This window comes from Mycobacterium fragae, from assembly GCF_002102185.1.
Lineage (GTDB): Bacteria > Actinomycetota > Actinomycetes > Mycobacteriales > Mycobacteriaceae > Mycobacterium > Mycobacterium fragae.
The window spans coordinates 49,441-71,277 of record NZ_LQOW01000004.1 but is presented as its reverse complement, the minus strand read 5'-3'; the positions used below and the strand labels follow the sequence as shown (position 1 = coordinate 71,277).

22 protein-coding genes are annotated in these 21,837 nt (G+C 67.4%); 5 read left to right on the top strand and 17 right to left on the bottom strand.

Going from position 1 to position 21,837, the window contains the following annotated elements; translation table 11 throughout:
• Nucleotides 1-54: 54 nt before the first annotated feature.
• From AWC06_RS02630 to AWC06_RS02620, 3 genes are all read right to left on the bottom strand, one after another.
• A complete protein-coding gene (locus tag AWC06_RS02630; RefSeq protein WP_085194103.1) occupies nt 55-1,152 on the bottom strand; it encodes a catalase family protein in 1,098 nt (365 codons plus the stop codon).
• Nucleotides 1,149-2,936, bottom strand: coding sequence for a peroxidase family protein (locus tag AWC06_RS02625; protein WP_227371199.1), 1,788 nt, complete (start codon nt 2,934-2,936; stop codon nt 1,149-1,151). The genes AWC06_RS02630 and AWC06_RS02625 overlap by 4 nt, the downstream gene beginning before the upstream one ends.
• 355 nt (nt 2,937-3,291) lie before the next feature.
• The gene (locus tag AWC06_RS02620; protein ID WP_085194098.1) at nt 3,292-3,570 is read right to left on the bottom strand and encodes a hypothetical protein; all 279 of its coding nucleotides are present in this window, start codon (nt 3,568-3,570) and stop codon (nt 3,292-3,294) included.
• Between the two features lie 220 nt (nt 3,571-3,790).
• Between AWC06_RS02620 and AWC06_RS02615 the strand changes: the two genes are divergently transcribed.
• On the top strand, nt 3,791-4,471 hold the full coding sequence (locus tag AWC06_RS02615; protein ID WP_085194096.1) for a class I SAM-dependent methyltransferase: 681 nt from the start codon (nt 3,791-3,793) through the stop codon (nt 4,469-4,471).
• 13 nt (nt 4,472-4,484) lie between these two features.
• On the opposite strand, the gene egtE is transcribed toward AWC06_RS02615, so the two are convergent.
• From egtE to AWC06_RS02565, 11 genes are all read right to left on the bottom strand, one after another.
• Nucleotides 4,485-5,618: an ergothioneine biosynthesis PLP-dependent enzyme EgtE gene (egtE, locus tag AWC06_RS02610; protein ID WP_085194094.1), complete on the bottom strand. Its 1,134-nt coding sequence runs from the start codon at nt 5,616-5,618 to the stop codon at nt 4,485-4,487.
• The gene (gene egtD / locus AWC06_RS02605; RefSeq protein WP_085194092.1) at nt 5,615-6,580 is read right to left on the bottom strand and encodes an L-histidine N(alpha)-methyltransferase; all 966 of its coding nucleotides are present in this window, start codon (nt 6,578-6,580) and stop codon (nt 5,615-5,617) included. Before egtD ends, egtE begins: the two co-directional genes overlap by 4 nt.
• Entirely contained in the window at nt 6,580-7,269 is a 690-nt protein-coding gene (gene egtC / locus AWC06_RS02600; RefSeq protein WP_085194090.1) for an ergothioneine biosynthesis protein EgtC, read from the bottom strand. Before egtC ends, egtD begins: the two co-directional genes overlap by 1 nt.
• Nucleotides 7,269-8,549 (bottom strand): ergothioneine biosynthesis protein EgtB, encoded by a 1,281-nt coding sequence (gene egtB / locus AWC06_RS02595; RefSeq protein WP_085194088.1) that lies wholly within the window; start codon nt 8,547-8,549, stop codon nt 7,269-7,271. Before egtB ends, egtC begins: the two co-directional genes overlap by 1 nt.
• The gene (egtA, locus tag AWC06_RS02590) at nt 8,546-9,823 is read right to left on the bottom strand and encodes an ergothioneine biosynthesis glutamate--cysteine ligase EgtA (RefSeq protein WP_085194086.1); all 1,278 of its coding nucleotides are present in this window, start codon (nt 9,821-9,823) and stop codon (nt 8,546-8,548) included. Before egtA ends, egtB begins: the two co-directional genes overlap by 4 nt.
• 115 nt (nt 9,824-9,938) lie before the next feature.
• Entirely contained in the window at nt 9,939-10,571 is a 633-nt protein-coding gene (locus tag AWC06_RS02585) for a sensor domain-containing protein (RefSeq protein WP_085194153.1), read from the bottom strand.
• Between the two features lie 174 nt (nt 10,572-10,745).
• Entirely contained in the window at nt 10,746-11,144 is a 399-nt protein-coding gene (locus tag AWC06_RS23380) for a hypothetical protein (protein WP_139819876.1), read from the bottom strand.
• Nucleotides 11,145-11,196: 52 nt separating this feature from the next.
• The gene (locus AWC06_RS02580) at nt 11,197-11,514 is read right to left on the bottom strand and encodes a hypothetical protein (RefSeq protein ID WP_085194084.1); all 318 of its coding nucleotides are present in this window, start codon (nt 11,512-11,514) and stop codon (nt 11,197-11,199) included.
• Between the two features lie 75 nt (nt 11,515-11,589).
• Nucleotides 11,590-12,636 (bottom strand): DUF4185 domain-containing protein, encoded by a 1,047-nt coding sequence (locus AWC06_RS02575; RefSeq protein ID WP_085194151.1) that lies wholly within the window; start codon nt 12,634-12,636, stop codon nt 11,590-11,592.
• 97 nt (nt 12,637-12,733) lie between these two features.
• Nucleotides 12,734-13,765, bottom strand: coding sequence for an aspartate-semialdehyde dehydrogenase (locus tag AWC06_RS02570; RefSeq protein ID WP_085194082.1), 1,032 nt, complete (start codon nt 13,763-13,765; stop codon nt 12,734-12,736).
• Nucleotides 13,765-15,030, bottom strand: coding sequence for an aspartate kinase (locus tag AWC06_RS02565; RefSeq protein WP_085194080.1), 1,266 nt, complete (start codon nt 15,028-15,030; stop codon nt 13,765-13,767). The genes AWC06_RS02570 and AWC06_RS02565 overlap by 1 nt, the downstream gene beginning before the upstream one ends.
• 146 nt (nt 15,031-15,176) lie before the next feature.
• Between AWC06_RS02565 and AWC06_RS02560 the strand changes: the two genes are divergently transcribed.
• Nucleotides 15,177-15,557: a hypothetical protein gene (locus AWC06_RS02560; protein ID WP_085194078.1), complete on the top strand. Its 381-nt coding sequence runs from the start codon at nt 15,177-15,179 to the stop codon at nt 15,555-15,557.
• A gap of 181 nt (nt 15,558-15,738) precedes the next feature.
• The gene (gene leuA, locus AWC06_RS02555; protein WP_085194076.1) at nt 15,739-17,559 is read left to right on the top strand and encodes a 2-isopropylmalate synthase; all 1,821 of its coding nucleotides are present in this window, start codon (nt 15,739-15,741) and stop codon (nt 17,557-17,559) included.
• A 6-nt stretch (nt 17,560-17,565) separates the two neighbouring features.
• Here leuA and AWC06_RS02550 read toward each other — a convergent pair whose 3' ends face one another.
• On the bottom strand, nt 17,566-18,555 hold the full coding sequence (locus AWC06_RS02550) for a DEDDh family exonuclease (RefSeq protein WP_085194075.1): 990 nt from the start codon (nt 18,553-18,555) through the stop codon (nt 17,566-17,568).
• 131 nt (nt 18,556-18,686) lie between these two features.
• Between AWC06_RS02550 and AWC06_RS02545 the strand changes: the two genes are divergently transcribed.
• Both AWC06_RS02545 and AWC06_RS02540 read left to right on the top strand, forming a co-directional pair.
• Nucleotides 18,687-19,907: a Mur ligase family protein gene (locus AWC06_RS02545; protein WP_085194073.1), complete on the top strand. Its 1,221-nt coding sequence runs from the start codon at nt 18,687-18,689 to the stop codon at nt 19,905-19,907.
• The gene (locus AWC06_RS02540) at nt 19,904-20,599 is read left to right on the top strand and encodes a type 1 glutamine amidotransferase (protein ID WP_085194071.1); all 696 of its coding nucleotides are present in this window, start codon (nt 19,904-19,906) and stop codon (nt 20,597-20,599) included. The genes AWC06_RS02545 and AWC06_RS02540 overlap by 4 nt, the downstream gene beginning before the upstream one ends.
• A 171-nt stretch (nt 20,600-20,770) precedes the next feature.
• Here AWC06_RS02540 and recR read toward each other — a convergent pair whose 3' ends face one another.
• On the bottom strand, nt 20,771-21,382 hold the full coding sequence (gene recR, locus AWC06_RS02535) for a recombination mediator RecR (protein ID WP_085194069.1): 612 nt from the start codon (nt 21,380-21,382) through the stop codon (nt 20,771-20,773).
• Entirely contained in the window at nt 21,383-21,718 is a 336-nt protein-coding gene (locus tag AWC06_RS02530) for a YbaB/EbfC family nucleoid-associated protein (protein WP_085194067.1), read from the bottom strand. It lies immediately after the preceding gene.
• Nucleotides 21,719-21,837: the final 119 nt, after the last annotated feature.

Here is a 21,837-nt window from a genome sequence, read left to right as displayed (position 1 = left end):
GTGTAAGCGTCACTATCAAAAGTCCGCGGTAAAACTGGCTATGGGAAAGCTGCCCTAATCGGGCAGCTGCGCGATATCGGTGGGTTCTGCTCGAGGCACATTGTTCATCTCATGCCGAAACCGGCTCGACGCCTCGTAAACCTGTTTTTTGAGCCGGTTGATCGACCCGAGCGGACGGTGAACCTCCAGGGTGCGCCACGAATTGAACGACAGCACGTCATCGCCGTAGGCACGGCGCGCCGGACTGTCCACGTCCTGCATGTCGAATCTGATCTTGGCGACTCCGCGGTACGGAGAAACGGTTTCGGGCCACTCCACCGTGGCGTCCTCGATCGGCATCGCGACGGGATCGGTGCACAGTTGCACGCGCAGCTCGTATTCGGCGCTGTTGCTGTCGAAGAATTGGACAACCATGTCGCGGTGCGCATCTCGGCCGGCGGCGCGGGGAACCGGCACACCCACCAATGCTTTCACCGATTCCGACAACGGCACGTAGGCCATCTTGACCACGTAGTCCCCATAACGCAGCGGCGCCGACGAGTAGAAGGTCTCGCCCAGAATGTGGTTGTTGGGCAGGGCAAACAACGCCAGAGTAGCCGGCACCGGCAGTCCGACCTTGAGGGCGGCGACCGCCAGATTGCTGATGAACCTCAGGCCGATGTCCGGCAGCCAGGCCAGGATCCAGGCCGCCACCATCCCTGCCCGCGCGTAGGCCCGCATATCGGCGAACGGGAACTCCCGGTGGGTGACCAGCACGAAGTCCTGCGTGGTGGCCGGCTCGCCGGGCAACCCGCTGTCCTCGCGCTTCCCGTCGACACCAAGCACCTTGACGCCGAGGCCGCGGACTCCGCGCAGCTGGTCGCTGCGAAGTCCGCCCGCAGTGCTGGAAAGCCGGGCGATGACGTCGTAGCTCTTCCCCGGTGTCGCGAAAAGTCCCTGGCGCAGTTGGGGATCCAAATCGTCGTACACGGTGAGCTTTCCACGAAGGATGCCATGGCTCTTGGCGTGCGCGTCACGGATCGCGTGTTTGTATTTCCGATACGCAAATTTGTTGTTCCAGTGCAGCACCTTGATGATCTGGGCGATCGACTGCTCCTCGTCGGGCTGCCGCCGTTCCAGTTTGTCGCTGTAGGCGACGTAGGTGTCGGTCATCGCCGGTCGACCCTTGCCCAGGGTGCGAACGGGTTCTTGACGCCGCGCAGGGCAGGCTCGAGCGACGGGAAGTGCCGCAGCAGGACCGTGCGCATGGTGTTCGAGTCGATCCAGTCCATTCCGGCTGGGGTGTAGATCTCGGGGCGATAGTCGCGGGTGAAGAAGCGGTCGCTCTCGAGCCGTCGGGAGGCCATCAGGATGAAGATGCGAAAGGCGGTGTCACTGAACCCGAATCCAGGCGGCTTGGGCTCGGCGTACAGTCCGATCATCAGGTCCACCCGTTCCACGTCACCATAGATCCGCCGCAATTCCGCGGCCCATTGCGGGTTGTCGGTCAGCTCCTCGAACGACGACGCCGGCTTCAGGCGCAGCAGCCGCCGGAACTCGTTGTAGCGCGGCACGCCGCGTTCGCGGGCGCGCAGGATGTCAATTGCCGCAAGGTCGACAACCGAGTCGTCGTACCGCTTGAAGTACTGCAGATGCCTGGGGAAGTTATGCAGGTTGATGGCACCGGGATAGGCGCGACCGAAGGAGTAGAAGATGTCGTCCATCTTCAGCTCGTTCAGCCGATCGCGCACGTGACGCACGGTCAGGTCGGGCAGTTCGTGCTCGGCGATCAGCTTGTTGTCGGCCACGGACCGGAATACGAAGTGATCGGGAATCAGCGGATGCATGCGGTAAACCGCGACGAACTCCTCGGTGAGGGAATATGGGACGCCGTGCTGGTTGGTGGGTGATCCCGGTATACCTTGCAGCACTTCGTCCTTGGTGATCCGCCCGAAATACTTGCGAAACCGCTCGCCGAGAACGCCAAACCAGTTGGCGCGAAGCGCGACGACGGTGGTGGGGTGAGCGATGACGGCCGGCGTCCAGTCCACGGTGTGGATCTTGGCCATCAGCGCGCAGTTGACCAGGCGCGCTTTGTCATACAGTTGCTGGTCGGACATGTGCGGGTACTCCGCGGCCAGCCGCTCGCAAATCGCATTGTGTTCGCGCATGAACAGCGAGTGCAAGATCGCCAGACCCACCCAGAAGGCGCCCGCGGTGCCATTGAGGTCGAGGGTCTGCTCTGCGTCTTCGGGCGGCAGCCCCAGGTCGTCGATCCGCAGCTGTCCGCGACGGCCCAGCCGCAGTGCCTTGGCGAATTCCAAATTTGGTGCGCCACCATAGATTTGAGAGCTGTCCCACCAGTGGGTATCTCGTGTCACGAACGTGGGCGGACCCTGGCTGTCCGGGCTGGGGTCGGGCGGGGTTCGTTCGATCCGCATGACGTGCTTGCCGGCGGGCCGTTTGCTCCGCCTGGACCGATTGGGCCATGGATCGTCGTCGTCGAGCGGGATCTCCCACTGATGCGACAGGTCGGTGCCGTGGCTGAACCAATCATGGACTTCGAACTGGATCCACGCCGCCGCCAGCAGATTCAGCGTGGTGGCCGGCTGGAATCCTTCGCGCACGAGCAGTTTCCGGCTTATCAGCCGCGGGTTGGGATCGAGCAGGCGCTCATCCTCTTCGGGGTAGGTGTGCGCCAGCGGAACGTTACGGCCGAACCTGCTGCCCAGCGAACCCATGAGGGGGTGATCAAGGTCGTTGTGGGTGCCGTTGAGGGAACGAGCGGTGAGGTCACCAACGAGTTCGGCGTCGTACGGCGGCTTGTCCCCGGCACCGCGGCCGGTGTCGTATAGGTTGTGTGCGCGCAGCTGCTGGCGCAATCCGATTAACACCGGTATGGCCAACGGAGTTGGTAACCGCGACCATCCGATGGAGCGGTCCAGCTTCTCGGCAATCCAGGAAACCAACCGCGACAGTGTGCCCGAGCCATTTTCGTTCACAGGGATCCCGTTCGGCTTGCTACGTTGTGGTACAGCTTCGTGGGTGGCGTTTTCGGACGGTACCAATTTCGATGCGACGACGTGGGATAACTTTGTATAAACCGGGTCATACGCCGCAAGGCTGATGAGCCGTGGTTGCCGGCTCATCAGTCTTGCGCATGACGCTGATAGGCCCAGCGTTCCAGTTTCGCCTGCAGATGGCTTATCCCGACGGCGAAGGCCGTTGCGCCGATCAAGATCAGCGCGAGCGTAACGGCGTTCACTACATCCTCCTCCGATGCATCGAGCGGCGCGAACCGCTGCCCAGCGATTACAGGCGGCCCATCTCGCGTGCCATGGCGGCGTGCTCGAGGAAGTCATAGCGTTTCGCGTAATGCCGCCGAGGCTCGCGAGGGTCGGGGGTCAATGCCGCCGACAGTTTGTGCACAGCCGCGGCCAACCGCCGCTTCCTCGCCGGCGCCACCGGCACCGCCGCCGCCGTGCCAAAGGCGACCTGTTGCTCGGTGATCAGGACCGGCGCCTCTTGGGTGCTGGACTCGGTGTCGGGTGTGACAACATCCAGCAGTTCTATTTCTGGTGTGGTAGTCATTTCGGACCTCCTATGGTTTTGGATCGGCTGTCGATGGGCTTTGCTGCCGCTGCGCCCACTTTCAGATGTCCCGATCGTCGCTCGGGCTGGGCGTGATGAAACGCGTAGCGCACTACGCGAATTTCTGGTTGCTGGCCCGCCAGGTACCCCATCGCGAGGCGCGCGGTACGCAGGCGCGCGGATGCTGGCCGCAGCTGCACCCCCGAGTAGGTTGAAGAGCATGGCAAATGAGGTGATGAACTGGGACGATGCCTATCGCGAGCAAGGCGTCTTCGAGGGCCCTCCGCCGTGGAATATCGGGGAGCCGCAGCCGGAATTGGCGGCGTTGGTGGCCGCCGGCAAGGTACGCAGCGACGTGCTCGACGCCGGATGCGGCTACGCGGAGCTGTCGCTGGCTCTGGCCGCCGAGGGCTACACGGTTGTGGGCGTCGACCTGACCCCGACGGCGATCGCGGCCGCCACCAAGGCCGCTGAGGAACGCGGGTTGAGCAACGCCACCTTTGTGCAGGCCGATATCACCTCGCTTACCGGCTTTGACGGGCGTTTCAACACGGTGATCGACTCCACGCTGTTTCATTCGCTACCGATCGAAGGCCGCGACGGGTATTTGCGCGCGGTGCATCGTGCGGCCGCCCCCGGGGCGAACTACTACGTGCTGGTATTCGCCAAGGGCGCCTTCCCGCCGGATGCCGAGCAGGGACCCAACACCGTCGACGAAGACGAGCTGCGGGACGCGGTGTCAAAGCACTGGGAAATCGACGAGATCCGACCGGCGTTCATTCACGCCAACATTCCCCCGGCCCGCCCCGATGCGCCGTTCCAGATGCCGGACTTTCCCAAGGACGACAAGGGCCGGGCGAAGATGCCGGCTTACCTGCTGAGTGCGCACAAGGCCGGCTGAAAGGCGCCGAGCATCACACCGCCGCGGTGGCCAGCGCGAGCGTCTCGGCGAAGGTCGTCAGCTCGTCGGCGGTGGCGTCCACGTGTGGGGAGATCCGCAGCACGGGCGCGGTCATTTCCAGCGGCGCCCGCTCCACGCCCGCCGACGTCGTCACAATGCCGTGTTCGGCAATCAGCCAGGCACGCACCCGCGCCGGGTCCAGGCCGTCGACAGGTGCCAGTGTGGTGATCGCGCTGGGTTCGTCGAGCGCTTCCACCACCCGCCAGCCACCTACGTCGGCGAGCACGGCCCGGCTGGTGCGGCCTACTTCGGCCAGACGCGCGCGCATCGCGACCGGCCCGGACGCCACATGCTCGCCCAATGCGACCGAAAAGCCCACTCGCGCAGCTATATTCGCCTCGCCAAGTTCGAGGCGCTGGGCCACCGACAGCGACGACACCCAATCTGGCGGCGGTAGCCGCGGCTGCAGCCGCCGCATCAGCGGCCCGCGCACGGCAAGAACGCCGACACCGCGCGGGCCGGCGATCCATTTGCGCGACGACGCGTACATCACGTCGGCGCCCACCGCACAGTCCACTTGGCCCAGTGCCTGCGCGGCGTCGACCACCAGCGGTAACCCCAATTCAGCACACACGTGTGCCATCTCGGACAGCGGTTGCACCACGCCGCGGTGGCTGGCCACCGGGGTCAGGTGCACAAAGTCGGGTGGGTCGGCGGCCAGGCCGACAGCGGCCTCGTCGACCGCGACTCGACCCTCACCGTCGACCGGCAGCGGGCGTCGGGCGAAGCCGTGCGCCGCCATCACGGCCAGGTTGGGTCCGTACTCGCCGGGCAGGCAGGCCAGGGTGCGACCGCCGGGCGGCCAACTGGCCAGCAACAAGTCCAGCGCGTGCAGGGAACCGGTGGTGAATACGACCTCGGCGTCGGGCATGCCGGCGAGCGCGGCCACCGCCGCGCGTCCGGCGTCCAGCACGGGTTTGGCCGCGTCCGCGGCGACGTACCCGCCGACCTCGGCCTCGTGCCGGGCATGCCGGGCGGCGGCGTCGAGCACCGCGAAGCTCTGCCGAGAGCAGGCTGCGCTGTCCAGATGCAGCCCCGCGACCGGCGGACGGGCGGCCCGCCAGGCATCGGCGAGACCAGCGCTCACTTGACCGCCAGTGACAACCCGAAGTCGCCGGCGTCATCGGTCCACCACCGGATGCGGCGCAGGCCTGAGCGCGCCAGCTCGGCGGCCACGGCCTCCGCCCGGAATTTGCAGGACACCTCGGTGAGCATCTCCTCACCGGCGGCGAACTCGACGGTCAGATTCAGCGCGCCGATGCGCACCTGCTGCGGCGCCTCGGCCCGCAGCCACATTTCCATCCGCTCTTCGGCGGCGTTCCAGCGGGCGACATGTTGGTAGGCGCTGAGGTCGAAGTCGGCGTCGAGTTCCCGGTTGACCACCGCTAGTACATTGCGGTTGAACCGGGCCGTCACCCCTGCGGCATCGTCGTAGGCCCGGACGAGTCGGCCGGTGTCCTTGACCAGGTCCGTGCCCAACAGCAGGCTGTCGCCCGGCTTCAACACCGCCGCCAGCGCCGCCAAGAACTCCGCACGCGGGCCGGGCGTGAGATTACCGATCGTCGAACCCAAGAAGACGAACAGCCGCCTCCCACCACCGGGGATTTCGGCCAGGTGCTCTTCGAAATCGCCGCAGACAGCGGCTATTTCGATGCCAGGATATTCGCGCTGGATTGCGGTCGCGGCCGCCGACAACATGCTGGCGTCCACGTCGAACGGCACGAACCTGCGCAGCGAGCCGCCGTCGCGCAGCGCGTTCAGCAGGATCCGAGTCTTCTCCGACGTGCCGCTGCCCAGTTCGACCAAGGTGTCCGCACCGGCTGTAGACGCCACCTCGGCCGACCGGGCGCGCAGTATCTCCGCCTCGGCGCGGGTCGGGTAATACTCGGGCAGCCGCGTTATCTGGTCGAACAAGTCGCTGCCTACAGAATCGTAGAACCATTTGGGCGGCAACGACTTCGGTGTACACCGAAGGCCGTCGAGCACATCGCGACGCAGCGCGTGGTATGCCGAGTCCGCGGCCAGATGGTTGGACAGCGACAGCGTCATCAGGGTCCCTTCAGCACGGTCATGGTAATGCCGTCCGGGGTGACCTCGACCAGATGGCGGTCCGGCACTTCATCCCAGTCGGCATCGTCGTCATAGGGTTCACTGGCCAGCACGATGCCGTCGTCGCGGTGCAACACCGACAGGGTGTCACCCCAGGTGGTGGCCAGCATACGAGAACCGTTGGCCGCCAATATGTTCAGCCGAGCATGCGGGTCGGCATTCCCGATCTCCACGACCACCGCACCTAGCTCGTCGAGTCCGCGGGCAAAGATCAGGTCAGCGAGAACCGCGCTGTCACAGACCGATTCGGCCGACGAGGTGGCGGGCAGCACATGGCGGTCGACGATGCCGTTGTGGGAGAGCAGCCAGTGTCCATCGGTGAACGGCGCGGTGGCGCCGACTTCGATCGGCATGCCGACCGTCGCCGAGCGCACCGCCGCCACCACGCAGTGGCTACGCAGCGCGGGGGCGACCGAGGCGAACGACGCATCCCCCCACAACGGTGCGGCGCTGCGCCACCGCCGCGGAATCGCGCCGTCGAAAAACCCGACGCCCCAACCGTCGGCGTTCAGTAGCGCATACTTCTGCCGGCGGGGCGCATAGGACTGCGTGCGCAGACCGTAGGCCGGCTCCAGCACCAGCGAGGAGACCGAGACCTCGCGTCCCAACCAGCCCAGGTGCCTACACATCAGACGTCCCACGCCAATCGGACACCGGAGAAGATCTGCCGCCGGTACGGGTGATCCCAGTTGCGGAAGCTCGGCCGCAGAATCGACGACTCCACCGCCCACGACCCGCCGCGCAGCACCCGGTAGTCGCCGCCGAAGAAGGGCTGCGAGTACCGCTGGTAGATCATCAGCGTGAATCCCGGCCAGGGCCGCAGCGACGAGCTGGTCCACTCCCAGACATCACCGAGCATCTGCTCGGCCCCGTAGGCCGACGCGCCCGCCGGGTAGGCGCCGACCGGCGCCGGGCGCAGCGCGTCGCCGCCCAGGTTGGCGCGGGCGGCAGAGGGCTCCTCGGCTCCCCACGGGTAGCGGCACCGGGCACCCGCCGCCGGATCCCACGCACAGGCCTTCTCCCACTCGATTTCGGTGGGCAACCGGGCGCCGGCCCACGCGGCGTAGGCCTCGGCCTCGAAATAGGTGATGTGCTGGACGGGTTCGTCGGAGGGAATCTCCTCGATGCGGGCGAACCGGGTCCGGGTGTGCCCATCGGCGTCCCAGAACTGCGGCGCGGTCAGGCCGGCGTGCTGGCGATGCTCCCAGCCGCGCGCCGACCACCACCGCGGCTGGGCGTAGCCGCCGTCGTCGATGAACTGCCGCCACTCGCCGTTGGTGACCGGAACCCGCCCGATGCGAAATGCCGGCACATCCACGACATGCGCGGGGCGTTCGTTGTCCAGCGAGAACGGCTCGCTCGCGGCGTCGACGCCCAACACGAAAGGGCCGCCCGCAACCAGCACCGACGTCCCGGCCAGTGCCGGTCGGCCCTCGGGCAGCACAGATCCAGCGGCCAGCAGCGGCGGGCCGCTGCGCAGGTTCAGCGCCTGCAGCATGGTTTCGTCGTGCTGGTGTTCGTGGCTGACGACCATGCCGAACGCGAAATCTGCGTCGGGTTGGTCGGGCAAGGCGTCGAGGGCGTCCAGGGCTTCCGAGCGCACGGTGCGGCAATAGACCCGCGCCTGGTCCGGGGACAGCAGCGGCAGCTCGGCGCGGCTGGCGCGGGAGTGCACGAATGCGTCGTACAGGCCGTCGATCGGTTGGGGCAACATGCCCGGTCGATCCGGGTCACCACCGCGCAGCAGCCAAAGCTCTTCCTGCTGACCGATGTGCGCCAAGTCCCATACCAGCGGACTCATCAGCGGGTCGTACTGCCGGCAAAGTTCGGCGTCGTCGAAGTCGGTCAGGCGCAGCGTCCGATCTCGCGCCCGGGTCAGATCCCGGGCCAGGGTTTCGCGTGATGTCACGGCTGCCCTTGCGCCAGCTGGGCGACGGCCGGGGCGATCCCGTTGGCGATCACCTGGTCGCAGAAGTCGTCGGCCGGACAGCGCCCCTGGTCGACCGCCTCGACCAGGCGCCGCATTGCGTCGCCCAGCTGGGCCGGTGCACGTTCGGCGGCGATGGCCACGCAGCGGCTGGCCGCGGCGTGCAACCGCCGGTCATTCAGCCCGACCCGCGCGGCGGTGTCCCACGCGGTGGCGACGGGTTCGACGGCTTCGGCCGCGACCTCGGCGGCGGCCGGGTCGTCGAGCAGGGTCACCAGCGTGAACGCCACTGCCGGCCAGATGGCGTTCGGAACGCTGTCCAGGTAGCGGATTTCCAGCCACTGCCGTGGACGCACCGGCGGGAACAGCGTGGTGAGGTGATAGTCCAGGTCGTAGGCCGTTGGCCGGCGACCGCCCAGCACCGCGCGCCCGTCGGCCCAATCCGCAAACGGCACATAGCGCGTCACCGGAACGGCGTCGGGCTCGTGCACCAGCATTACCGGCGCCTTCAGCGCGTAGCGCGCCCAGTCGGTGCCCGGGTCGTCGCCACTGGCGGTCAGAATGGGTCCGCACCGCGCCGAATCGAGCTGACTCCACACCCGCTGTCGGGTGGATAGCCAGCCGGAGAACTCCCCACCGAGCAGCGGTGAATTGGCGGCGATCGCGACCATGGTCGGCCCCAGAGCGTGCGCCAACCGCACCCGCGCGGCCCACCGGGCCCGGGGCCCGGCGTCCAGGTTGACCTGGACCGACGCCGTCGACGTCATCATCGCCGCACCGGCGACGCCGGAGCGGCTGGCCGCGAAGAACTGTTCCATGGCGCGATAACGCGCGCCCGGGTTGACTCGCTTGGCCGGCCGCAGCGGGTCCGCGCCCAGCATCACCAACCCCAGTCCGGCCTCGGCGAAGGCGGCTCGGAGCACGGCCTGGTCGCTGGTCATCGCCTCGATCGCGGCCAGCACCCCGTCCACGGGCGGCCCGGACAGTTCCACGGCGCCGCCGGGTTCCACGCTGAGCGCACTGCCACCCGGCATCGCCGGCAGCGATTCGAGGACCGCGGTGATTTCCTCCCAGGCCGGTCTGCGATGCGGCTCGACCGGGTCGTAACAATGCGCTTCGACCTCGAGACCGACCCGGCCCACCGGGCCGTCGGACAAACAGGTGTCGCCGATGTACCGCGCGGCGGCCGCGGAACTGGCCAGTTCGCCGTCGGCGAGGCGTGACTGATCTACCTGCGACGCGACGGCAAAGGCCATATTCTCGATCCCTCCGGGGCCCGGACCTCGGTCGCGGGCCACTGGTTGCGCGCGGCTACCCAACCATAGCCACAAGATTCCATCTTCCAGAGAGCACCGACATATTCCCGCGGCGTTACTGGCCCAGCGCGTTCTCCATGGCGCCAGCCAGCACATTTGTCGCGGGACCGCCGTTGCCGGATTGACACACCTTGGCTTGAAGCAGCACGTTTTCCCGCAGCCGGGTCTGAGTGAAGCAGCGGCGGTCGGTGCCGGCCTCCTGCTTGGTCCACGACGCGTCGGTGGCGCCGGGCGGGCCGCCGTCGAACGACCACACCTGGGTAACGCCGTTGTCCAAGTGCATCGCGGTAGTCTGCCCACTGCAGCCGACCGTGCGGTCCACGACGCGGTGAAACGCCCGGCCCGCGGCGTCGCCGGTGGCGAAGACACCGACCGCCTGCTTGACGAAGTGGGTCTGATCGGTGGGCGAGGTCTGGGTGCTCGCACCGTTGAACGACGCCAGGTCGGGATCGTTGTAGACCTCCGGCAACCCGATGTCGGCCCAGTTGTTGCACACCGGGTTGTCAACCGAGAACGACTGGAACGGCTGAGTGAACAGCGATTCGTCGCGCATCGGCCCGCCGACGATGTTGCCGACCGAGCCCTTGCCCATCACTGCGTAGTTCACCACGCCCGGATCGGATGGGCGGGCCGCCGCGACCGGGGCCGCGAAGATTCCGACGGTTATCGCCACGGCGGTAATACGCATTGCCCGATGCATGGGCTCGATCATGCCAACTGGGCCAGTCAGATCAACCGTCGGCTGTCGGCTACGTCGTACTCGGGCAACCTGATTTCGCCGAGTGTGAAGCCGTTGCGACGACACGCCGGTGAGCGTCGCAGCGGCTTCACACTGAAGACGCTTTTCGCGCAGCCCTAGGGGTTACCGAGGCGGGGGCGGCGGCGGTGGAGGTGGCGCGGGCGGTGGCGCTGGAGGTGGCGGTGGTCCCGGCGGCATCGGCGGACCACCCGGGCCCATGGGCGGCGGGGCACCGGGGCCGCCAGGGGCGATGAAAATCCACCGCCCGGGCCCCGGCGGCGGTCCGTCCGGCATACCGCCGGGTTTGGACACGCCGTGGTGATAGCTGCAGCGAAGGTCATGCATCGCGACTGCGGCGCCGGTGAAAAAGACGATCGCGAGGATGAGAACAGTGCCGGCGACGATCATCACCCACGCCGCGACCTGATAAAGGCGGGGCGGCTTCGCTTCATGCGGTGGCCGAGGAGGAGGCGGCGGTGGCGGGGCCTCCGGCGGGAGGGGAGGTTCAGGTGCCTGCGTCATGTCTTGATAATGCCCCCTTCAACGGTCAACAGCAGAACACGCACACCAAACGCTACGGGCGCGGCGGCGCCGTGGACGGAGCGATGGAGTGCGGCGGCTGTCCGGGACCGGGTGCGCCGGCGCCGGGACCGCCTTGCGGACCGCCCGGCCCCCGGTGGTGGACCATCGCGTGGTGGTGACGGCAATGGTGGTGACCATGGTGACCGGCAATCCGGAAGCCGGCGAAGAAGATGGTCGTGACGATGAACAGGATGCCGGCCACGATCACCACCCACGCCGCCAGCCGATAAAGCCAATATGGCTTGGCGGGCGCAGCAGCTGGCGTCGTTGCGGCCGAAGTAGTGGCTGGTGTTTCAGGTATTTCACTCATGCCTCGAATGATGCGCGGCCAACGAATAGTCCGCGCTAGGTGCTGGCTATGAAACAGCTATGAATGACACGGCGGCTACTCCGGTTTGAACGGGTTGACCGCGAATTGGATGACCCGGTAGGGCGCACGCGCCCGCGGATCGCTGTTGTGCCACTGGCTGACGAACACCCGCAGTTCGTCCAGCGTCGAACCCGGCGAGATGTATCCGCCGTAGGGCTGCGCCAGCCGGTTGTCATACGGCGGGGGCAGGCTTTCCGCGGGTTCGGGCCACTCGTCCACGTGTTGCACCACCGTGGTCACCGGCGCGGTGCCCAGCGAGGTCGGGTCGTCGGCGACCCGCACTTCCATGTTTCCGGTGTTGGAGTTGAAATAGGACAGCACCGCCTTGCCGTCGATCTGCTTGAAGCTCATCTCGCCAACCGTGTCCGCCCACAACGGCGTTGGGGGTTTGTCCCAACCGCCGTCGGGACCGGACGACCAGCCCTGCCACTGAGACCGGTCGCCGAACTTCTCCGGGGCGACGCGGTAGAGCGTCACGGGTTGGTTGCGTTGGAAGCTGTCGGCGACGATGTACACCCACCCGCTCGGCGATTCGGCCGTCGGGATCGGGTCGTAATAGCCGCTGATCTGCGACTGCTGCCCCCCCAGGTAGTCGGCGGTCCGCACCGACCCGGCAACAGTCTGCCAAAATCCATGCACCGGTTCGGCTTTCACGAGTCGCGAACCCTGCGGTACCAGTTCGACCGTGCTGGTCACCAACAGATAGTTCTGCCGGTTGATCTGCACTACACCGGCGGGCAACTGCGCTACGCCCGGCGGTGCCGGGTCGGCGAGCAACGGCTCCCACACGCCGGTGACGCCGGTGTAGCGCACCCCGTTCGGGTCGTCCACCGATGACGTGTCGACCCGCAAGGCGATCGGCGCATAGTAGCCGCCGAAGCCGACGCCCTGGCCGGCGAAGCTGTCACCGCAGACCTGCATCACTTCGCTTGGAAATTCCATGAATTCGCACAGGTCGGTCGCCCCGATGCCATAGTCCCGGGTGGGCGTGCCGGTCCCTGCGGTGGGGCCGATCCGGATCACCTCGCCGGGCGCCAGCGGGGGCATCACCGGCTCGGGCATCGGCGCCGGCGGGTCGGCATGGGCGATCGAAACACCAATCGGAGCAAGCAAACACGCGAACAGTAGCGATAGGCGGGCGGGCGAGCTCACGCCCGGATCACAATTCGGCGGCCAGCAGCTCGGCGATCTGGATGGTGTTCAGCGCCGCGCCCTTGCGCAGGTTGTCGCCGGAGACGAACAGCGCCAGGCCGCGTCCATCGGGCACACCGGGGTCGCGGCGGATCCGGCCAACCAGAGATTCGTCGACGCCGGCGGCGGCCAGCGGGGTCGGCACGTCGACCACCTTCACTCCCGGGGCACCGTCGAGCAATTCACGCGCCCGCTCGGGTGAAAGCGGTTGCGCGAACTCGGCATTGATCGACAGCGAGTGACCGGTGAACACCGGGACGCGCACACAGGTGCCGCTGACCAACAGATCAGGGATGTCGAGGATCTTGCGGCTTTCGTCGCGCAGCTTCTGGTCTTCGTTGGTCTCTTCGGACCCGTCGTCGACCAGCGACCCGGCCAGCGGGATGACGTTGAACGCGATCGGCTCGGTGTAGGTGTGCGGCGACGGAAACGCCAGCGCGCTGCCGTCGTGCACCAGCAGCTCGGCACCGTCGATCACTGCCCGGGTCTGCTCGGCCAGCTCGGCCACCCCGGCCACGCCGCTGCCGGAGACGGCCTGATACGTCGATGCCACGATGCGCACCAGCTGGGCCTCGTCGTGAAGCACCTTGAGCACCGGCATCGCGACCATCGTGGTGCAGTTCGGGTTGGCGATAATGCCCTTGGGGCGGTTCCGGGCGGCAGCGAAATTCACCTCGGAGACAACCAGTGGCACGTCGGGGTCCTTGCGCCACGCCGAGGAGTTGTCGATCACCGTCACCCCGGCGGCCGCGAACCGTGGCGCATGCACCCGCGACATCGCCGCGCCGGCGGAGAACAGCGCGATGTCCAGCCCGGCCGGGTCGGCTGTTTCGGCGTCCTCGACCTCGATTTCCTGGCCGCGGAACGTCAGCTTGCGGCCCTGCGAGCGGGCCGACGCGAAAAACCGCACGCTGGTCGACGGGAATTCGCGATCGTCGAGCAACGCGCGCATCACCTGGCCCACCTGGCCGGTGGCGCCTACTACACCGATGGCGACCATTAGCGCCCCGTCCCGGCATAGACGGTTGCGTGCTCCGTGCCGCCGAGCCCGAATGCCTCGTGCACTGCGACGACCGCCTTGTCCAGCTCGGTGTCCTTGCACAGCACCGAAATCCGGATCTCGGAAGTGGAGATCAGGTCGATGTTGATTCCCACACCGGCCAGCGCCTCACAAAACGTGGCAGTCACCCCCGGATGGCTACGCATGCCGGCACCGATCAACGACACCTTGCCGATGTGGTCGTCGTAGAGCACCCGGGTGAAGCCGATCTCGTCCTTGAGCGCGTCCAGTACTTGCATCGCGGAGGGCCCGCTGTCCCGCGGGCAGGTGAACGTGATGTCGGTCTTGCCGTTCTCGACCTTGGAGACGTTCTGCAGCACCATGTCGATGTTGATGTCGGCGTCGGCGATCACCCGGAACACCTTGGCCGCGTACCCCGGCAGGTCAGGTATACCGACGACGGTCACCTTGGCCTCGCTGCGGTCATGCGCGACGCCGGTCAGGATGGGGTCTTCCATGGGGATGTCCTTGATTGATCCGGTAACGACGGTGCCCGGCTTGTCCGAATACGACGACCGGACATGGACGGGCATGTTGTAGCGACGGGCGTATTCCACACAGCGCAGCATCAGTATCTTCGCGCCGCAGGCCGCCATCTCGAGCATCTCCTCGAACGTCACGGTGTCCAACCGCCGGGCATTCGGCACGATCCGCGGGTCCGCGCTGAAGATGCCGTCGACGTCGGTGTAGATCTCGCAGACGTCGGCGCCCAGCGCGGCGGCCAACGCCACCGCGGTGGTGTCCGAGCCGCCGCGGCCCAGGGTAGTGACATCCCTGGTGTCCTGGCTGACGCCCTGAAAGCCGGCGACCAGCACGATCAGGCCCTCGTCGAGCGCGGACCGCAACCGGCCCGGGGTGACGTCGATGATCTTCGCCTTGCCGTGGGCGCCGGTGGTGATGACACCCGCCTGCGAGCCGGTGAACGAGCGGGCATGGGCGCCAAGCGATTCGATCGCCATCGCCACCAGCGCGTTGGAGATACGCTCGCCGGCGGTCAGCAGCATGTCCAGCTCCCGGGCCGGCGGCGCCGGACACACCTGCAGGGCGAGGTCCAGCAGGTCGTCGGTGGTGTCGCCCATCGCCGAGACCACCACGACGACGTCGTTGCCTTGCTTCTTGGCCTCAACAATGCGTTCGGCGACGCGGCGGATCCGCCCGGCGTCGGCTACCGAGGATCCGCCGTACTTCTGCACGACGAGCGCCACTGCGACCCCTTCTGATCGGGCAGAGTCCTAGTGGCGATCGCCAGCGCGGCGGAGCCGGGCGCAGCGGGTCGCCACCATCAGACCTAGCATCGCTGAGGTTCAAGGTCCACAACAGAATACGTTGACATGAGAAAGGGGTCCTGACGATGGGTGCGGTGCTGTGGAGTGCCGAACCGGACGAGCATGACTATCCGGCGGCCGCGGATTACTTGGCCCTGCTCACCACCGCCCAGCAGGTTAGCGAACTCGTCGCGGCGTTGAAGGTGGCCCCGCTGGTGCACAAGAAGGCCAAGGACCTGCTGCGCGCGTCGCGCCTGGCGCTGCTGCCGCCCGACAACCCGCACGTGCGAGCAGACCTCGAGAAAATCAAGAAAGGCAAGCAGCTGTCGCCGATTCTGGCGGTGCGCGGCGATCTCACCAACGGTGTGCCGCTGCAGATCGCCGACGGCTATCACCGGGTGTGCGCCAGCTATCACACCGACGAGAACACCGACATCCCGGTCAAGATCGTCCCGCCCGGTCAGTAAGGGGACGACCTGGGGTTTTGGGGACGGGTGTAAGCACGGTAAAGTACTAAAGCGTGCAGCGGGTGCTCCTTCTCGAACGCCGCGGCGGGGTCTGATCGCAGGCCGGCTTCCCGTCGCGGAGTTCGCGATGCGCCGGTCTGAGCCGAATTAGGCGCCCTTCAATATCACCGGAGCAATCACCGTGACTAGTTTCCCTTCTGATTCGCCCGACGCGTTCAGATCTACGCGGACCATCACCAAACCCGCGGGCAGCCCCAACGCCGGCCAACCCGCGTGGAACACCCAGCGCGGATCGTCGATGCCTATCAAGCGGTATCGGCCGTTCGCCGAGGAAGTCGAACCCGTCCGGCTGGCCGATCGCACCTGGCCCGACCGAGTGATCACTCGCGCCCCGATGTGGTGTGCGGTCGACCTGCGCGACGGCAACCAGGCCCTCATCGACCCGATGAGCCCGGCCCGCAAGCGCCGCATGTTTGAGCTGCTGGTCCAGATGGGCTACAAGGAGATCGAGGTCGGCTTCCCGTCGGCCAGCCAAACCGACTTCGACTTCATCCGCGAGATCATCAGCGAGGACGTCATTCCCGACGACGTCACCATCCAGGTGCTGACCCAATGCCGCCCGGAGCTGATCGAGCGCACCTTCCAAGCGTGCGAGGGGGCGCCGCGGGCCATCGTGCACTTCTACAACTCGACGTCAATCCTGCAGCGCCGCGTGGTTTTTCGCGCCGACCGGCCTGCCGTCCAGGCGATCGCCACCGACGGCGCCCGCAAATGCGTCGAAGAGGCGGCCAAATACCCAGGCACCCGGTGGCGCTTCGAGTACTCACCGGAGTCCTACACCGGCACCGAACTGGAATACGCCAAAGAAGTCTGCGACGCCGTCGGCGAGGTCATCCAGCCGACGCCGGACAACCCGATCATCTTCAACCTGCCCGCCACCGTGGAGATGGCCACACCGAACGTCTACGCCGACTCCATCGAGTGGATGAGCCGTAACCTGGCGCGCCGGGACTCGGTGATCTTGAGCCTGCATCCACACAACGATCGCGGAACAGCCGTCGCAGCAGCCGAATTGGGTTATCAGGCCGGCGCCGACCGAATCGAGGGCTGCCTGTTCGGCAACGGCGAGCGCACCGGGAACGTGTGCCTGGTGACGCTGGGGCTGAATCTGTTCTCCCGCGGCGTCGACCCGCAGATCGACTTCTCCAACATCGACGAGATCCGGCGCACCGTCGAGTACTGCAATCAGCTGCCGGTGCACGAACGTCATCCCTACGGCGGCGATCTGGTCTACACCGCGTTCTCCGGCAGCCACCAGGACGCCATCAACAAGGGCCTGGACCAGATGAAGATCGACGCGGACGCCGCCGACTCCGACGTCGAAGACATGCTGTGGCAGGTGCCGTATCTGCCGATCGACCCGCGCGACGTGGGCCGCACCTACGAGGCGGTGATCCGGGTCAATTCGCAGTCCGGCAAGGGCGGGGTGGCCTACATCATGAAGGCCGACCATGGCCTGGCGCTCCCGCGACGGCTGCAGATCGAGTTCAGCCAGGTGATCCAGAAGATCGCCGAAGGAGGAGGCGGCTCAGAAGGGGGTGAGGTCTCGCCCAAGGACATGTGGGATGCGTTCGCCGAGGAATACCTGGCCCCGGTGCGGCCGCTGGAGCGGATGCGCCAGCAGGTCATCGCCTCCGAGGTCGACGGCGGCACCGACCGCATCCTGGCCGTCGTCAAGATCGACGGGACAGAGACCGAGATCAGCGGCGCCGGCAACGGCCCGCTCGCCGCATTCGTCGACGCGTTGGGCCACGTCGGCTTCGAGGTATCGGTGCTCGACTACTTCGAGCATGCGATGAGTGCCGGCGAGGAAGCGCAGGCCGCCGCGTATGTGGAGGCGTCGGTCGGCGGCCGCACGGTGTGGGGCGTCGGGATCGCGCCGTCGATCACCACCGCGTCGCTGCGCGCCGTCGTCTCGGCGGTCAACCGCGCATCGCGCTAGAACCCTTTAGAACAGGGCGAACTGCTTGCCGACGTCTGCGGTGTCGATGAACTCCTCGACGCCGGTGCCACCAGCGACGGTGTTTACGCAATCCATGAACTGCGCGTCGGAAACCAACGGCACACCCAGTTCGCGGGCCAGATAACCCTTGCCGTGCTCGGGCCGGGACTCATTGCAGACCACCAGCGAGGTGTCGAGGTCGACGGCCTCGGTGTAGGCCAGCCCGGCGTGCAGGATCCGCTCGACCAGTTCCTCGTGAGTGCGGCGCACCTCGGCGGCCAGTGCCACCCGCATGCCCTGCACCAGCGGTCGGCCCCGCACATACGGGCCCGGGTTGAGATACGGGCAGGGTAACCGGGACGCCAGCACCTTCAGCGGCCGAAGCTCGTCATGGGTGACCCGGCCGTTGGGCCAGCGGCGGCGGGTGACCGGGCGCACTGGTAGCCAGACGTCGCGGTCGCGGGCCCGCTCGAGTGCGGCGGCCAGCACGCGGGTCAGCACAAGGGCGTCGTCGAAGGCGTCGTGCGGCCGGCGCTGGGCGACTCCCCAGTGCGCCGCGAGCGTCTCCAGCCGCAGGTTGTCGATGCCCAGTTCTAGCCGGCGGGCCAGCTCGACCGTGCACATGACCGCGTCGACCGGGAGTTCGAAGTCGGCGAGCTCGGCCTCAGCGGCCAGGAAGGCGTAGTCGAACGCGACGTTGTGCGCGACCAGCGTGCGGCCGTCGAGCAGTTTGACGACGTCGTCGGCGATGTCGGCGAACTGCGGCTGGTCCTCGAGCATGGCGGCGGTCAGGCCGTGCACATGGGTCGGACCGGGATCCACGCCGGGGTTGAGCAGGCTGACGACGGACTCCTCGACTCGCCCGTCGACGTCGAGGGCCAGCGCCGCGAGGCTGATGATCCGGGCCTGGCCCGGGCGGAAGCCCGAGGTCTCGACGTCGATGACGGCCCAGCCCGTGCCGGGTTCACTGGTCGGCCGACCCCAGATCGTCTCCATAAAGGTGAGGATGGCACGTCGAACCGACATCGCCGGTTCGCCGCGCGACGTGTCGTGAACTTAACTCGATGAGGGCGACCCGCTGCGCCCGGCGCAATCGCCGCGCTTGCGATCGCCCTAAACTCCCGAACGTGATTACCGCCCGTGGACGCCTCGCCCTGGCCGCCGGAGCCGGCGCGCGGTGGGCGTCGCGGGTGACCGGCCGGGGGGCCGGCGCAATGATCGGCGGCCTGGTGGCGATGACGTTGGACCGCTCGATCCTGCGTCAGCTCGGCGCGGGCCGGCGCACGGTGATCGTCACCGGGACCAACGGCAAGTCGACGACCACCCGGATGACCGCGGCGGCGCTGGGAACTCTCGGCTCGGTGGCCACCAACGCCGAGGGCGCCAACATGGACGCCGGCCTGGTGGCGGCGCTAGCCGCCGACCGCGGCGCCGGGTTGGCGGCGCTGGAGGTCGACGAGATGCACGTGCCGCACGTGTCGGATGCTGTCGAACCCGCCGTCGTCGTCCTGCTCAACCTGTCCCGCGACCAGCTGGACCGGGTCGGCGAGATCAACGTGATCGAACGCACGCTGCGGGCCGGGCTGGCCCGGCGCCCGAAGACGGTGCTCGTCGCCAACTGCGACGACGTGTTGATGACGTCGGCCGCCTATGACAGCGCCGACGTGGTGTGGGTGGCCGCCGGCGGTGCCTGGTCGGCCGACTCGGTGAGCTGCCCGCGCAGCGGCGAGGTGATCGTTCGCGAGAAGTCGCATTGGTATTCCACCGGGGCCGACTTCAAACGGCCCAGCCCGCATTGGTGGTTCGACGACGACATGCTCTATGGACCCGACGGGCTGGCGCTGCCGATGCGGCTGCGGCTGCCCGGGGCGGTGAATCGCGGCAACGCCGCGCAGGCCGTGGCGGCGGCCGTCGCGCTCGGGGCCGATCCGGCTTCGGCCGTCGCAGCCGTGTCGACGGTCGACGAGGTCGCCGGGCGCTACCGGACCGTCCGTATCGGGGACCACACCGTGCGGATGCTGCTGGCCAAGAACCCCGCCGGGTGGCAGGAAGCGCTGTCGATGGTCGACAAGCATGCCGCCGGTGTGGTGATCTCGGTCAACGGGCGGGTACCCGACGGCGAGGATCTGTCCTGGCTCTGGGATGTGCGCTTCGAGCATTTCGAGGGTGTGCCGGTGGTGGCTGCCGGCGAGCGGGGCACCGACTTGGCGGTGCGGCTCGGGTATGCCGGCGTGCAGCACACCCTGGTGCACGACACCGTCGCCGCGATCGCCTCGTGCCCGCCCGGACGAGTCGAGGTCGTCGCTAACTACACCGCGTTCCTGCAACTCAACCGGCGAATCACATGACAGTCCGGATCGGGTTGGTGCTGCCCGACGTGATGGGCACCTACGGCGACGGCGGCAACGCTGTTGTGCTGCGACAGCGGCTGCTCTTGCGGGGCATCGCCGCGGAGATCGTCGAGATCACGCTGGCCGACCCGGTGCCCGAGTCGCTGGATCTCTACACGCTGGGCGGGGCGGAGGACTATGCGCAGCGGCTGGCGACCAGGCATCTGCTTCGGTATCCGGGTCTACAGCGCGCCGCGGCCCGCGGCGCGCCCGTGCTGGCGATCTGCGCGGCGATCCAGGTGCTCGGGCACTGGTATGAGACGTCATCCGGCGAGCGGGTCGACGGCGTGGGTCTGCTCGACGCGACCACTTCGCCGCAGCCGGTTCGCACCATCGGCGAGGTGGTCAGCAGGCCGCTGCTGGACGGGCTGACGGCGCCGTTGACCGGTTTCGAGAATCACCGGGGCGGAACGGTGCTCGGCGATGCGGCATCGCCGCTGGGCGCGGTCAAGAAGGGTGCCGGCAACCGGGCCGGCGACGGCTTTGACGGCGCGGTGCAGGGCAGCGTGATCGCCACCTACATGCACGGCCCATGCCTGGCCCGCAATCCCGAACTCGCCGACTACCTGCTGGGCCGCGTGGTCGGTGAGCTGGCGCCGCTGGCGCTGCCGGAGGTGGAGTTGCTGCGCCGCGAACGGCTACGGGCGTAGGGCCTCTTTGCGCCGACACGCACCCGTTCGATGATGTCGTCTGGCCTGTCCCCGGCGATCACCCGGATGACGATCCAGCCCAGCGCTTTACCGACATCACTCAATCCGACGTTTTGCAGAAAAAGTGCGAGAAGCGGCCTGCAAAACGTCGGTTTCGGCGCAAATGGGCAATCAGGCCATGGCGCGACGGCCGGTCAGCGCGCGGCCCAAGGTCAGCTCGTCGGCGAACTCCAGGTCGCCGCCCATCGGCAGCCCGGACGCTATCCGCGTCACGGTCAGCCCGGGGATGTCGCGCAGCATCCGCACCAGGTAGGTGGCCGTCGCCTCGCCTTCGGTGTTGGGGTCGGTGGCGATGATGACCTCGCTGATCTCGACGCCGTCGGTCTGCTCGCCGATCCGGTTCAGCAGCTCGCGGATCCGCAGCTGCTCGGGACCGACTCCGGACAGCGGATCCAGCGCCCCACCCAGCACGTGGTATCGGCCCCGGAATTCGCGCGTGCGCTCGACGGCCTGGATGTCCTTGGGCTCCTCGACCACGCACACCACAGACGCATCTCGACGGCTATCAGCACAAATTCGGCAGCGCTCGTCGTCGGAGACGTTGCCGCACACCGAGCAAAACCGCACGCCCTCACGGACCCGGGCCAGCACCGCGGTGAGCCGGTCGATATCCGCCGGTTCGACCGACAACAGGTGGAAGGCGATGCGCTGCGCGCTCTTCGGCCCGATGCCCGGCAGCTTGCCGAGCTCGTCGATCAGATCCTGAACCGGCCCCTCGAACAATCAGGACTCCGGGATACCCAACGCGTCGCCCATCCCGCCGGCCAGCGGACCCAGCTGCTCCCGCGCCATGGCGCTGACTTGCGCGGACGCGTCGGCGAGCGCACCGACGATCAAGTCCTGCAACGTCTCGACATCAGCGGGGTCGACGACCTTGGGATCGATCTTGACCGCGACCACCTCGCCGTTGCCCTTGACCGTGACCTCGACCAGGCCACCCCCGGCTTTGCCCTGCACCTCGGAGTTGGCGAGCCGCTGCTGTGCGGCCATCAGCTGTTGCTGCATCTGCTGCGCCTGAGCGAGCAGGGCCGACATGTCCGGCTGGCCTCCTGGTTGCATGACAGTCCTCTTGCTTCTTGGTCTCGACTTGGTCTCGCCTAACAAGGCTCGGCGGTTCGAAACTTTCAGCCTAGACGCCGGCAGGCTACCGTGGCGCAGTGCGCTTACTAGCTCGCCTG